Origin of the sequence: Acidovorax sp. BLS4 (assembly GCF_032929295.1) — a bacterium.
Lineage (GTDB): Bacteria > Pseudomonadota > Gammaproteobacteria > Burkholderiales > Burkholderiaceae_C > Paracidovorax.
Window position 1 is genome coordinate 2,691,454 of record NZ_CP136797.1, and the last position, 14,026, is coordinate 2,705,479.

General features: G+C 62.8%; 7 protein-coding genes and 1 pseudogene. 3 read left to right on the forward strand and 5 right to left on the reverse strand.

What is annotated here, in order from left to right; translation table 11 throughout:
• Positions 1–18: 18 nt before the first annotated feature.
• The 3 genes from R1Z03_RS12515 to R1Z03_RS12525 are packed head-to-tail and all read right to left on the reverse strand — an operon-like array spanning position 19 to position 3,391.
• A complete protein-coding gene (locus tag R1Z03_RS12515; RefSeq protein WP_284406496.1) occupies positions 19–843 on the reverse strand; it encodes a MetQ/NlpA family ABC transporter substrate-binding protein in 825 nt (274 codons plus the stop codon).
• A 30-nt stretch (positions 844–873) separates the two neighbouring features.
• Positions 874–2,139, reverse strand: a complete 1,266-nt coding sequence (locus tag R1Z03_RS12520) for an SfnB family sulfur acquisition oxidoreductase (protein ID WP_317351237.1) — start codon at positions 2,137–2,139, stop codon at positions 874–876.
• Between the two features lie 10 nt (positions 2,140–2,149).
• Positions 2,150–3,391 (reverse strand): SfnB family sulfur acquisition oxidoreductase, encoded by a 1,242-nt coding sequence (locus R1Z03_RS12525; RefSeq protein WP_317351239.1) that lies wholly within the window; start codon positions 3,389–3,391, stop codon positions 2,150–2,152.
• Positions 3,392–3,722: 331 nt separating this feature from the next.
• Between R1Z03_RS12525 and R1Z03_RS12530 the strand changes: the two genes are divergently transcribed.
• The 3 genes and pseudogenes from R1Z03_RS12530 (at position 3,723) to R1Z03_RS12535 (ending at position 11,677) form a co-directional block, all read left to right on the forward strand.
• A complete protein-coding gene (locus R1Z03_RS12530) occupies positions 3,723–10,388 on the forward strand; it encodes a DUF3320 domain-containing protein (RefSeq protein WP_317351241.1) in 6,666 nt (2,221 codons plus the stop codon).
• Between the two features lie 182 nt (positions 10,389–10,570).
• Positions 10,571–10,717: pseudogene (locus R1Z03_RS24955) on the forward strand (DUF4236 domain-containing protein); the annotation flags it as partial.
• A 159-nt stretch (positions 10,718–10,876) separates the two neighbouring features.
• Positions 10,877–11,677 (forward strand): hypothetical protein, encoded by an 801-nt coding sequence (locus R1Z03_RS12535; RefSeq protein ID WP_317351244.1) that lies wholly within the window; start codon positions 10,877–10,879, stop codon positions 11,675–11,677.
• A gap of 225 nt (positions 11,678–11,902) precedes the next feature.
• Here R1Z03_RS12535 and R1Z03_RS12540 read toward each other — a convergent pair whose 3' ends face one another.
• On the reverse strand, positions 11,903–12,673 hold the full coding sequence (locus R1Z03_RS12540; protein ID WP_317351247.1) for an ABC transporter ATP-binding protein: 771 nt from the start codon (positions 12,671–12,673) through the stop codon (positions 11,903–11,905).
• A 17-nt stretch (positions 12,674–12,690) separates the two neighbouring features.
• A complete protein-coding gene (locus R1Z03_RS12545) occupies positions 12,691–14,019 on the reverse strand; it encodes an acyl-CoA dehydrogenase family protein (RefSeq protein WP_317351248.1) in 1,329 nt (442 codons plus the stop codon).
• Positions 14,020–14,026: the final 7 nt, after the last annotated feature.

The following is a 14,026-nucleotide window of genomic DNA, read 5'->3' on the forward strand; positions in this document are numbered from 1 at the left end:
TCGGTCCTTGTGCCGGTCTCAGCGCTTCAGCCAGGTCAGGCGGTAGAGCTTGGAATCGTTCAGGTAGAAGGCGTGGATCGCCTTGCGCACGGCGTCGGAGTTTTGGTAGATGGTCAGGAACTGCGCGATGCGCGGGTCCGCCGCCTTGTCCTTGCGCGCCACGAACTGGATCGCCCAGGAGTCGTCCTCATAGCTGGTGTAGGCCAGCCCCCGCGTCGCATCGAACGCCTTCGACGGAATGATGAAATAAGGAAAGCCCTGCGCCAGGTCCACGTCCTGCGTGGCGCGCACCAGTTGCGGGCCTTCGATCTCGATGAACTGCAGATTCTTCGGGTTGGAGCGGATGTCGGCCTGCGTGCCCAGCAGTCCGGTGTCGGGGCGCAGCGTGATCAGCCCGGCGTGCTGCAACAGGCGCAGGGCGCGGCCGATGTTGACGGGATCGCTGGCGATGGCGACCTTGGCGCCGTTGGGCACGTCGGCCAACGATCTATGCTTGGTGGAGTACAGCCCCAGGTACGACAGGATGCCGGGCTGCACGCTGACGAAGTTGAAGCCCTTGCTGCGCACGGCGTTCGCCAGGTAGTTGCTGTTCTGGTAGTAGTTCAGGTCGATGTCGCCCGACTCCAGCGCCACGTTGGGGGTCGTCCAGTCGGTGAACTCCACCACCTGAATGTCCAGTCCCTGGGCCTTGGCCTCCTTGGCCGCCACCTCGACCGAGTCGGCAAAGATGCCCGGCACCACGCCGATCTTGAGCGGTGCGGCCAAGGCGCTGCCGGCAAACAGGGCCGCGCCGATGAACGTGGAGAACGTGAAAAGAGCGTGCAGAAAACGGCGTGGCTTCATGGTCGTCGCTGGGTCTTTGAAAGAAAAAAATCAGATCGCGCCGTGGCGCGGCGGAATGCGGCCGTTGAGGTGGAAATTGCCGATGGCGTGGTACTTCCAGCGCACCGGGTCGTGCAGCGTGTGGGTGCGCGCGTTGCGCCAGAAGCGGTCCAGGCCCTTCTGGCCCGTGGTGGCCGAGGTGCCGCCCAGCTCGAAAAGGCGCGTGCCGGCATCCAGCGAAGCGGTGGTGGTGAGCGCGCGCGCCTCGGCCACGGCAATGGAGGCCTCGGCCACGCTCTGCTCGGTGGGGTCGGCCTGGGCCGCATCGACGAAGCGGCCGGCGCGGCGCACCAGGGCCTCGGCCGCGCGCAGCCGCACGGCGGTCTCGCCCACCTGCTGGATGAGCAGCGGGTCGTCGGCGGCGCGCTCCACGCGCGCATCGATCCAGGGCCGGGCATGCTCGCGCACGAAGGGCAGCGTGGCCGCGAGGGCCCCCCGCGCCAGCCCCAGGTCGATGGCCGCGTGGAGAATCTGCGCCAGCGGGCCGATGGGGGTGGGCCGCTCGAAAGATGCGAGGAACGGCACGACCCATTCGGCCTCGACCCGCACGTCGTCGAACTGCACCGAGCCGCTGCCCGTCACGCGCTGGCCGAAGCCGTCCCAGTCGTCGGTGACGTGCACGCCCTCGGCGGTGCGTGGAACGAAGGCGAGGTAGGTGACATCGCGCCCGTCTTCCCTGGCCACGACCAGCGTGGGAATCCAGTGCGCATAGAGCGCCCCGGTGCAATAGAACTTGCGCCCCTGCACCCGAAAGCCCTCGCCATCCGGCACCAGGCGGGTGCGGCGCTGGAAGTCCTGGTGGCCGATCTCCGCCAGCGCATTGCCGAAGCGATCGCCCGCCAGCACGCGGCCGTAGAAGAAGCGCTTTTGCGCGTCGGTGCCGCCCACGCGCAGCACCTCCAGTGCGTAGAAATGGTTCTGCGGAATCTGGCCGATGGAGCCGTCGGCCGCGCTGACCAGCGCCGTGACCTCGGCCAGCGTGCCGGCCGATACGCCCGGGCCGCCGTACTCGCGCGGCACCGTGATCGCCCACAGGCCGGTGGCGACGAAATCGTCCAGCGCGTCCCAGGGCAGCAGGCGCTCGCGGTCGCGCTGGGCCGCGCCGGGGGCGATGCGCGCGGCATAGCGCTGCGCGGCGGCAAGGGCCTCGGTGTCGGTGGCGATGCGATGCGGCGGCCGCGCCGCGGGCAAGGCCGGGGCGGGCTCGGCCGGCGTGGGCGCGGCTGCGAGCGGTTCAATGGATTGCAACAAGGCCATGGGTTCGCTCTCAGTTCCAGGAATGCCGCGCGGGCAGGGCGCCGTTCAGGCGGTGGTTGCCGATCAGGTGCAGCTTCCAGCGCACGGGGTCGTGCAGCGTGTGCACGCGCGCGTTGCGCCAGTGGCGGCCCAGGTTGGGCGCAGCCCGCGTGGCGGCTGAGCCGGCCAGCTCGAACAGCTTTTCGCTCGCCTCCAGCGCGATGCGGGTGGTCAGCACCTTGGCCTCGGCCACGGCCACCGAGGCGCGGGCGCTGTCCTCCGCGCTGAGGGTGGCCTGCGCGGCCAGGGTGTCGAACAACTCGCCGGTCTCGCGCAGCACTTCGCGCGCGGCATGCAGGTCGATCTGCAGGCGCCCCACGTCGGCGATCACGTAGGGGTCGTCGTGCGCATGCTGCACGCCCGAATCCACCCAGGGCCGGGCGCGCTCGCGCACGAAGCGCTGCGCATCGGCCACGGCCGCTTCGGCAATGCCCTGGTCGATGGCCGCCTGCAGCAGCTGCGACGAGGGGCCATAGAGGCCCGGCCGGTCGGCCAGCTGCCACAGGGGCAGCACATCGTCGGCATCCACCGGCACGTCGTCGAACACCACGGTGCCGCTGGCGGTGGTGCGCTGGCCGAAGGCGTCCCAGTCGTCCACCACGGCCACGCCCGGCGCATCGCGCGGCACCCAGGCCTGCACGGCGCGGCCCGCGTCGTCGAGCGCCCGCACGGGAATGCGGTGCGCAAACAGCGCGCCCGTGGAATAAAAGCGCTTGCCCGTCAGGCGCAGGCCGTGCGGCGTGGCGCGCAGCCGGGTGCCGCTTTGCAGGATGGTGGCCGCGCCGTCCACCTTGCGCTCGGGCCCCGCATTGCCCAGCCGGCGGCCGGCCAGCACCTCGCCGTAGAAGCGCTGCTTCTGCGCCTCGGTGCCGATCTCGCGCAGCACGCCCAGCACGCCGAAATGGTTCTGCGGAATCTGCCCGATGGACGGATCGGCCGCGTTCAGAATCACAAACACCTCGGCCAGCGTGGCGTAGGACACCTGTGGGCCGCCGTAGGCGCGCGGCACGGTGATGGACCCTAAGCCGCTGGCGGACCAGCGTGTGAGTTCGTCCCAGGGCAGGCGGCGATCGCGGTCGCGCTCGGAGGCGCCGGGGGCGAATTCAGCCGCCAACCGGTGGGCGGCGGCGATGGCTTGCGCATCGGTGGCGATCCGCGCCACGTCGGTGGGAATCTCGGGCAGGTGTTGTTGCAGTGCCGGTCTTGCAGTCATGCCCCGATTGGAGGGCGAGAGGCGGCTGCGTGGTGCGAAGGAATCGGCGCATCGATATGCGGGATTCGTTGGGGGGATTCGCTGCTGGGGAATGCGTTGGAAGAGTTGTCGCTGATGGGCGTTAGGCCGTGTTCGTTGCGGTGGGATGCCACGACACACTGTGGGATTGAGGCGGAAGCGGCCAAGCTCCCGTAAGCCGCTATAAGCGTAAGTCCGCCAACGGCCGCTATGGACGTACCCCATCAACCTGTCATTTGACCAGTAACAGTCAATTAATATTTGTTACAACGTTACCCACGCTTCACAATATGCGGAGCAAAGGAGAACGTACATGACAAGGGAGTCAGGTCCATTGAAAGAGGCTGGTACGCCTGAAAATTCTGTTGTTACAGAGGCGCCACCTCCCACGGTTCGATTGCAGATCAGCGCTGCGAAAAAACTAAACCTCGCAGCCTTCCAGAACGCGGTACCCGCGTTGCACGAGTTAGTGATCGTCAATGAGACCTTGTCGCTGATCAGCGAGTTGACCGTTCAATTGATTTCCGAGCCGGCCTTCGTAAAGCCTCGCGTCTGGAATGTGGAATCGGTCGGCGCAGGCGAGAGCTATCACCTGCGTGATCTCGACGTTCAGCTGGATGGCGCCCTCCTTTCGCGCTTGACGGAAGCTGAAACAGCTTCTCTGCGCTTCGAATTGCGCAGTCGCAAGCAATCGGATGAAGTTCTTGCAAGGCACGAGTCTGCTGTAGAACTTCTGGCGCGAAATCAATGGGGCGGTATTGGTCACCTGCCAGAGATGGTGGCGGCATTCGTGCAGCCGAACGACCAAGCTATCGACCGGTTGCTCAAAAGTGCCGCCTTGGCATTGCAGACGGGAGGAAGGTCAGGGTCGATCGATGGCTACACCCATGGCTCGAAACGGGCATGGGAGCTGGCGTCGAGTATCTGGGCTGCAGTGCTGCAGCGCAAGCTCAACTACGCGCTGCCGCCCGCCAGCTTTGAGCACGCTGGGCAGAAGGTTCGCAGTCCTTCACAGGTGCTTGATGGTGGATTAGCCACCTGTCTTGATCTTGCGCTGATGTTCGCCGCATGCCTGGAGCAGGCACACCTCAACCCCTTGCTGATATTCACACATGGTCACGCATTTGTCGGTGTATGGCTACGGGACGAAGAGTTTTCTACGTCTGTGGTCGATGACGTCACAGCGGTGAGAAAGCGCTTGAAGCTACAGGAAATGTTGGTCTTCGAAACAACCCTCGCGGCTCAGGGAAAAGCTGTGAGTTTCAGCCAGGCCATCGCCAATGCAAACCGTCAGTTGTCAGAGGAGGAAGAAGACAAGTTTGAACTGGTCATCGACGTGAAGCGCGCGCGCATGTCACGGATCAAGCCGCTGGCTCAGGCGCACGCTACAGCAGAGGCGGTATCAGTTGAGGCGGAACCAGCGGGAACGATCAGTATTGAGGATGCCCCGGACCTACCAGACGACGCCATCACAGATACGCCGACATCTGAACTTGATCCCAAAGACCGACTGGCCCGGTGGCAACGCAAACTGCTCGATCTGTCTCTACGAAACACACTACTGAACTTCAAGCAGGGTAAGAGAGCTTTGCTGCTGGACGTGGCAGCACCAGAACTGGAAGACACCCTGGCAGAAGGGCAAACAATCAAGCTGCTGCCCAGCCCTGCACTCATGCAAGGGCAGGACCCTCGCAGCCAACAACTACACGAGGCCAGAAGCCTTGAAGACCTCCGCAAAGCGCATGCAAAGGACGCCCTGAAGCGCCGTGAGGTATGCATTCGGCTGGAAGATCAAGAACTGGAAGGACGCTTGGTTGAGTTGTATCGAGGCGCCCGCAATGCGATGCAAGAGGGTGGTTCCAACACACTTTTCATCGCGCTCGGGTTCCTGGTCTGGACCCGCCCTGAAAAGACGGACTCTCGGGTCAAAGCCCCCTTGATCTTGTTGCCCGTCACTCTGAACCGCAAAAGCGCCCGGTCGGGGTTCACGCTACAAGAACATGAAGATGAAGCGTTGTTCAATCCAACGTTGGTCGAGATGCTTCGGCAGGATTTCCAATTGGAGTTGGGTATTGCCGCTGGGGACCTGCCACGTGATGAGTCTGGTCTGGACATCGCTGGTATCTGGAAGCGCGTTCGCAACGCCATCAAAGACATCCGGGGCTGGGAGGTCAGCGAAGACGTTGTACTGTCGATGTTCTCCTTTGCTAAGTACCTGATGTGGAAGGACTTGTCAGATCGCACCGAAGACTTGCGCAAGTCGCCAGTGGTGGCACACCTGATCGACTCGCCGCGCGAACCATACCCATCCACAACGCCCTTCCCCGAGGCCCGGAGGCTGGACACCGAATACCCACCTCAGCAGGTATTCAGCCCACTCCCCGCAGATTCGTCCCAGCTGTCTGCCGTGATGGCTGCAGCCAGAGGCAAGGACTTTGTTTTGATCGGTCCGCCAGGAACCGGCAAGAGCCAGACCATCGCCAACCTGATCGCCCAATGTCTGGCTGAAAACAAGCGCGTACTTTTCGTGGCTGAAAAGATCGCTGCGCTGGATGTCGTCTTCCGCCGCCTGCGCGAAGTCGGGCTGGGGGAGTTCTGCCTCGAATTGCATTCAAATAAGAGTCGTAAGCTCGACGTACTGAGCCAGCTCCAGAAGTCCTGGGAGTCCAAAGGTGAGGTGGACGCTGCCACCTGGGAAGCCAAGGCGCGGCAACTGGGTCAAGTACGCGAGCAGCTGTCCACCTATGTTGAGCGCCTTCACCACCGCCATAGAAACGGTTGGACGATCTTCAAAGCCATCGGGTGTGTCGTTGGAGGCGATGCGTTGCCGGACCTGCGATTCGGCTGGGCATCTCCGCGTGCGCACGACGAGGCTGCACTGACCGAACTGCGCAATCTCGCCGGTAGGTTGCAGGCCAACGCGGCGGCGGTTAATCCTGATCGGTTGCTGACCGGCCCACTGGTGCCTGTGCACGTCACGGAATGGTCCGCCAAGTGGCAACAGGAAATGGTCAGATCCGCGCAAACACTGCAAACCACTTGCCGTGACTTCCAGTCGGCAGTACAAGCCCTCGGGCAAATGCTCAGCTTGGAATGGCCAGCACTGCATCGTCAAACCCGTTCGGCGCTCGGTGTACTCGTCAAGGCCTTGCCTCAAGCATCGGCTCAAGATTGGAGTTTCTGCGCGCTGCCTGAGAGTGAAACCATCTGCGCTGCCTTGAAAACCGGCAATGATCTGCTCGGGCAACACCGGGAAATCTCGTCGAAGATGTCCCCTCCGTGGCAGGCAGAGCTGCAGAATCGCTTGTCCCGAGCGCTCGCCTTGCTCGACACGCACCGAAACCTGCACTCGGAACTCGGAACGCCCTGGCCACCTGCCGTCAGCGATGAAATCGAACGCGGGGTGCAGTTGATTGAGGAAATGAGCCAACTGCGCGCTGGTCTTTCCGTGAAGTACGGATCAGGTGTGGGACAGCTCAATGTGTCGCAGCTGCAGCGCGATTGGGCTAAGGCTGAAAAGGCGCTATGGCCAATGTCTTGGCTGGGCAAGCGAAAAGTGCGCAGCTTGCTTGAAGGGGTCATCGACGGCACCGGTGAGCCACGTGTTGCCGATGATTTGGCTGCGCTCGTGCGCATCAAGGGCCTACGTGAAGAAGTCCAGCAACTGAATCCGGGTGCTGCTGCTGAAGGCTTGTGGGCTGGCATCAAAACTCGGGTTGATCACGCCCGCAGCGCCTTGAAAGCTAACACGGCTCTGCATGCCGCACGTATGCGCAAGCCATTCACGCTGGAGGGCCTGGGCGCAGCTTCAGAGGGGTACTGCGGCGAGCGTTGGACACGCGAGGTCCAACGCCTGAAGAGTTTGTTGGACCTGGATCATGGTTTGGCCGAGTGTGCATCGCTCTCGGAAAGCAGCCATGGACTTTGGCAAGGGCACTACACCGATTCCGCACTTCTTCGCTCAGCGCTCGCATTTGAACGCGAGCGATTGGCCTTGCTTCAAAGGGGCATGTTGCAGGCACCGCATCAGGAGGTGGCCGAAGGGCGATGTGGCCCCGCCCTAAAGCAGCAGCATGAGTGGTTGCAGAGACGCGGTGCGGTGGAGGCACGGCTGCTTTCCATGGCTGGTCTCGCTACCGAATGCCCTGGGGTCTGGAGTGCATTGGATACCGACAGCGACGGGATCGAGCGAGCAATGAAGTTCCATGCTTCACTGAAGACTGGCTTGACCGGTCTTGGTCTGGATCCTTCTGCCGCTGCCGAGGCGTATCGCAGCTTGCATCAGGTGCTAGCAACGCGCCGCTCTGATCTGGGTGACTCTGGAGTGATTGGGCAAGCCTGTCACGGGGTCATAGCGAAGCTCACTGACCTCAACCGCGCGACAGAACAGTTTTGCGACAACGCCGCGCAGCCAGACACCGTCCGTCTTGTGATCGCAGGCCTTGAGCCTGTAGAGTTGGTTGAGATGGCGGTGCAATTGGAGTCTCATCACCACGGCCTGCACGCGTGGTGCGCTTGGCGCCACGCACAGGTCGATGCGCGCAATGCAGGACTCCCTGCACTGGTGGGCGCTATCGAGGTGGGTGACGTGACCCCAGCACAGGTGCCCGCCGCGTTCGAAGTGAACTACGCTCGTTGGTGGCTGGCCGAAGCTGCGGATGAAGACGAGGTTCTCAAGCGATTTGTCTCCGCTGAGCACGAGCTTCGTATCCAGGAGTTCCGCGCCTTGGATGACGAGTTCACCAAAGTGTCCCGCGAGTGGATTCGCGCCAAACTGTGCGCCAACCTGCCGGCAACCGACAACATCCAACGCAACAGCGAGTGGGGCATCCTGCGCCACGAGATCACCAAGAAGAAACAGCACAAACCGTTGCGTCAACTGCTGCAAGAGATTCCGTCGGTGGTGTTGCGGCTGACCCCTTGCCTGCTGATGAGCCCGTTGTCGATTGCGCAGTACCTCTCAGCCGAGGCCAGCAACTTCGACCTAGTTGTGTTCGACGAGGCGTCGCAGATTCCGGTGTGGGACGCCATTGGCGCCATGGCCCGTGGTAAGCAGGTTGTGATGGTTGGAGACCCGAAGCAACTGCCGCCCACCAACTTCTTCGGCCGCAGCGAAGGCACTGACGGTGACGACGACGTCGTGGAGGGCGATCTGGAGAGCATCCTCGACGAGTGCCTGGGTGCCAGCCTGCCCACGCGCAACCTGTCATGGCACTACCGTTCGCGCCACGAAAGCCTGATCGCCTTCAGCAACCACCGTTACTACGGGGGGGGCCTCGTCACTTTTCCGTCTCCCGTCACCGACGACCGCGCCGTCAGCTTTCACTTGGTGACGGGACGCTACGAGAAAGGGGGAGCCCGAATCAATCAACCAGAGGCACAAGCCCTAGTGGCGGATCTAGTCGGTCGACTCAAGCACCAGGGCTTTCGGGAGTCAGGTCTGACCATTGGTGTCGTGACATTCAACTCTGAACAGCAGGGACTAATTGAAGACTTGCTTGATGCGGAGCGCCGAAAAGACCCTGGCTTGGAACCCTACTTTTCTGAAATGGAGCTCGAACCGGTGTTCGTAAAGAACCTGGAGAGTGTGCAGGGAGACGAGCGAGACATCATGTACTTCTCGATCACCTACGGGCCAGACATGGCAGGTACCGTGTCGATGAACTTCGGCCCACTGAATCGCGACGGTGGTGAACGGCGCTTGAACGTGGCTGTGACCCGCGCCCGGCATGAGCTACGGGTTTTCTCCAGCCTTCGAGGGGAGCAAATGGACCTGTCTCGCACCAAGGCGGCTGGCGTGCGTGATCTGAAGCACTTCCTTGAGTTTGCAGAATTCGGGCCTCGCGCATTGGCAGAAGCGCACCACGGCAGTCAGGGTGATTTTGAAAGTCCTTTCGAAGCCGTTGTGGCCACTGCGTTGGGACGAAAAGGTTGGCAGGTGCACAGCCAGATTGGTGCTTCGTCGTTCCGCGTTGACCTGGGCGTGGTGCACCCGGACTTTCCGGGTCGCTATCTAGCGGGAGTTGAATGCGACGGTGCAACCTACCACCGCTCTGCTACCGCACGCGATCGGGACAAATTGCGCGAACAGGTTCTACGTGGACTTGGCTGGGAAATCGTGCGCATCTGGTCTACTGACTGGTGGGTGAATCCGGGCGGGACCCTGGAGCGTGTTCACGCAGTGCTAACTGAACTGCTTGAGAAAGAACGGGGACAGCGAGCCAGTGAAGCCATCGAGCGACCTGACGATGCAGCCATCGAGCCGAGTGGTACAGATATCAAGCCTAGCCTTGACGTGATCAACGAGACCGAAGCAGCTATTGCACGCGCTGCATCGGGCCTTCGGCTGCCCGCTGTTAGCGCTCCGTTGGAAGCCGCAGCGCAGCCAGAGGTGGTCTATGCGCGCGCGGCATCGCCTTCACCAGTTGCGGAAAACAAGGCCCCTGACGACCAAACAGATCACCGTTTTCAGGCATCGCAACCCAGCGATGCGGTACCCGCCAACACCATCTCTGCTGACTTGTTCTACGAGCCCAGCTATGACGCGGTGTTACAGCAAATGGTCGATTGGATAGTCACCCGTGAGGGACCAGTATTAGATACAGCTCTGGCCCGACGCATCGCGCGGGCCCATGGTTTTCAACGAACGGGTAGCCGGATTCAGGAACGGATCGAGAGGGTCGCGCAACAGCGCTTTAAAGCCACAGAGGAAGCCGGTGGAACCTTCTACTGGCCTCGCGAACTTGAGCCATGCGAGGAAATACCTTTCCGTCGTCCAACAGACGATGAAAGCGCTCGCAGCGTAGAAGAAATCTGCACGGCGGAGCTTTTGTCGCTCGCTCGCTGGGTATTGCACCGAGGGCTCTCAGAACAAGAATCTGTCATAGCAATGGCTCGCGAGTTGGGTATGCAGAGGCTTCGCGAGGCAAGCCGCATTCGACTTGAAACCGCACTCCTGATGGGACGCGAATTCAAGTAGTTTGTAGATGCTTCAGGACATTTCGGAGCTGTGTTAATCCAGAGGGCGTTGTTGCACAAACAGGCGTCATTGCGCTGGTGGCTACGTGCAAAAGAGCAACATGTTTGGCGATTGGACGCGAACAGGTGAAGGACGTAGCCACTGGCCTATCTTTCGCTACAAATCATCAAGAGAGGGACTATATGGGATTGAGTTTTTCGCGCAGCGTCCGATTTGGAGGGGTGCGCTTCAATTTTTCTGGTTCGGGCATAGGGGTTTCGGCGGGCATCAAGGGCTTGCGCGTTGGCACAGGGCCCCGTGGGGCGTACATCAGTGCAGGTGTTGGCGGGTTCAGATATAGAACCAGCTTGGGCGGAAATCGCAAGTCATTTGCGGCGTTAGCTGCGACCGACCAAATGCGCACACCCATGCCGCACGTGTCGCCACCATCTACGCCAGACTCGAACATCGTTCATTCTGTGGAACACGATGTGCAAAGCGTTCTAACCTTGGCCGATTCCAACGGTGACGAACTGCTCGATGCCATGAACGAACAGGCGAAGAAAGTGCAACTCTGGCCATTCGTTGGTGTAGGGCTTCTGCTTCTCTTCATCTGGGGTCGGCAGTTCGTGCAAGGCTGGCCGTCGTGGATAGTGTGGACTCTTTTTTTGCTCGGAGTTGCGCTAACTGCATGGGTACGCCATCGGGATCATATGAAGCGATTGACGGTTCTTTTCTTTGAGCCGGACGACAGGACGACACAGGCGTTCGCTGCCGTTGTCGAGGCAGCAGAGCGGACAGGCTCCATTCACAAGCTTCGCTCCGTTCTAGAAACTTCCATGTACGCAGACTCAAAGTACACAGGTGGTGCGGCGCACGGGTTGAAGTTCGGTAAATCGTACAGTGTGGTAGGTCAAGCGCCGGGGGTCTTGGCCAATGTGGACGTGCCCGTCTTGACAAGTGGCCGAACGACATTGGCTTTCTATCCGGACCGCGTGCTTGCCTTCCAGGGAAAGGCGGTCGGTGCCATCAGCTATGTAAATCTGAATGTAGAGAGCTTCCCATCACAGTTCATTGAGCATGAATCAGTACCTCGCGATGCGACTGTCGTTGAGCACACATGGCAGTACGTGAACAAGAAGGGCGGGCCTGACCGGCGATTTAAAAACAACCGACAGCTCCCTGTCTGCCGATACAACAGACTGCACCTTTCTTCGGGCCACGGCCTCGACGTTCGGCTGATGGGGTCCCGCGATGGCGCGTTCAACGATTTCGCCCAGGCAATTCAACAGCTCGCGCGATTACATTGAAGTGGCTACAGGCAAGAATGGCCTCTTGCCTAAGCTGCTACTACGACAGCAGTTGGCAGATAGCACACGCTTGACGACCAAGGTTGGATGACTGCAATCAGCCTTCAGCAGACTTCGAGGTGAGCTGGGCGTCCTTGATGGACTTGTCCATTCAGCCGGCTGCGCCGCTCCAGTCCGCCTCCACGCCATTAATGATCACGCTGCCCGATTCGGTCAACCGGCAGCTCACGCTGCGAGTGCCTGCGCGCCCTGACCGAAGTAAAAGTGCCTTATTTCGTCCCGCTCCCGCAGCGCATCCGCAGGCCCCGACAGCACCGCCTTCCCCGCATCCAGCACCGTAGCGCGGTCCGCATACTGCAACGCCACCGCAGAGTTCTGCTCCGCCACCAGCAGCGTCAAACCTTCCTCGCGGTTCAGCTGCTTCAACTGCGCGAAGATCTCCTGCACCACGCGCGGCGCCAGGCCCATGGAGGGCTCGTCCAGCACCAGCAGGCGCGGGCGCGACATCAGCGCGCGGCCGATGGCGGTCATCTGCTGCTCGCCGCCGGATGCCAGGCCCGCGGGCGTGCGGCGCTTGTCGCGCAGGCGCGGGAAGAGGGTGTACACCCGCTCCAGGTCGTGCGCGATCTCGCCGCGCCGGGCGCTGCGGCCCAGGGCGCCGGTGACCAGGTTGTCCTCCACCGACAGGCTGGGAAAGCAGTGCCGGCCTTCCAGCACCGGCACCAGCCCGGCGCGCACCAGGGTGGCCGGGCTGGCGTGTGCCACGTCCTGCCCGTCGTAGGTGATGCGGCCGGCGGTGACCTGTCCGCGTTCGGCCGGCAGCAGGTGCGACACGGCCTTGAGCGTGGTGGACTTGCCGGCGCCGTTGGCGCCCAGCAGCGCGTGGATCTCGCCGGCACGCACCTCGAAGCCCACGCCGTGCAGCGCGGCGATGGCGCCCTGGTACACGGCCTGCACCGCATCGACCTTGAGCAGTGCGGGGGCTGGGCTTGCCATGGCGTTCACTCGCCCACTCAGGCCGCGCGGGCCAGGGGCCGCGCCTGCGCTGCATTGGCTGCGCCGGCATCGGTGGCCGGTGCGGGCGCCACCGCCGCGGGCCGGCCGGGGCCGGCGCCGATCTGCCACACATAGGGCGGCTCGGTGCCGTTGATGTGCCAGTCGCCCACGATGCGCGCCTTGTAGATCACCGGGTTGTGCGACGCCACGGTGCGCGCGTTGCGCCAGTGGCGGTCCAGCGACTGTGCGCTGCTGGCGGCGGAGGCGCCCAACCCGTTGAAGAACTGGCTGGCCGCGCGCAGCACCAGGTCGGTGAGCGCCACCTGGCCCTGCGCGGATTCCAGCTCGGCCTCGATGTTGGCCTGCTTTTCCTGCTCGGGCGTGCCGTGCCAGTGAGCGTCGTAGGCGCGCTGGGCGGCAAACGCGGCGCGCACGGCGGTGGCTTCGGCCGCATAGGCGATGGCCGAAACCTCGCCCACCACCTGCTGCACCTGCACGTCCTGCGCCACGCTGGGCGCGTTGCCGGTGCTGAAGATGCGCTTTCGCCCGCGCACCTGGGCGGCCGCGTCGCGCGTGATGGCGCGGGCGATGCCGGCCAGCGTGGCCAGGTGGAACAGCTGGTAGAAGGCCGTCTGGTACTTGAACCGGTCGGTGAACAGGAAGATGTTCTCTGGCTCCACCTCGGCGTTGTCGTACACCGAGGTGCCGCTGCCGGTGGTGCGCTGGCCGAATCCGTCCCAGTCGTCGTGGTGCGTCACGCCGGGCTGGCGCGCGCGCACGGCGGCGATCACGTCCAGTCCGTCGCCGTCGCCCGGGCCGTCGCGGCGGGCGTACAGGTCGATCCAGTCCGCGAAGATGCTGCCGGTGCTGTAGAACTTGCGGCCGTTGACCACCCAGCGCCCGTCCGCCTTTGGCGTCACGCGCGTGATCACATCGCCGATGGCCACGTTGCCCACTTCGGTCCAGGCGTTGCCGGCCAGGTCGCCTTCGGAAAATCGCCGCAACCACACGATGTTGGCCGCGTCACGCGGCGCGTTCAGGCGGTCTTCGACGAAGGCGAAGTGCCCGCGCAGCGCCTGCACGATGTTGGAGTCGGCCTCGGCCAGCTCCACCAGCAGCTGAAAGAGTTGCGGCAGCGTGGCGCCGTCGCCGCCGTGCTCCACGGGCACGCGCAGGGCGCCGAAGTGTGCGTCCTTGAGCCACTGGATGGCGTCGTGGCCCAGCTGGCGCTGCTGCTCGCGCTGCAGCGCCGTGGCCTGGATGCGCGCAAAGATGGGGCGGTATTTTTCGGCAATGGCTTCGTAGCCGGGGCCGAGGATGGAAGGGGTGCGGTAGAGGTCGGTCATGGCGTCG

Bases quoted from the DNA above. Each gene is read 5' to 3' on its own strand.
- R1Z03_RS12515 (WP_284406496.1), bottom strand. From the start codon at position 843: ATGAAGCCACGCCGTTTTCTGCACGCTCTTTTCACGTTCTCCACGTTC.
- R1Z03_RS12520 (WP_317351237.1), bottom strand. From the start codon at position 2,139: ATGGCCTTGTTGCAATCCATTGAACCGCTCGCAGCCGCGCCCACGCCG.
- R1Z03_RS12525 (WP_317351239.1), bottom strand. From the start codon at position 3,391: ATGACTGCAAGACCGGCACTGCAACAACACCTGCCCGAGATTCCCACC.
- R1Z03_RS12530 (WP_317351241.1), top strand. From the start codon at position 3,723: ATGACAAGGGAGTCAGGTCCATTGAAAGAGGCTGGTACGCCTGAAAAT.
- R1Z03_RS12545 (WP_317351248.1), bottom strand. From the start codon at position 14,019: ATGACCGACCTCTACCGCACCCCTTCCATCCTCGGCCCCGGCTACGAA.
- R1Z03_RS12540 (WP_317351247.1), bottom strand. From the start codon at position 12,673: ATGGCAAGCCCAGCCCCCGCACTGCTCAAGGTCGATGCGGTGCAGGCC.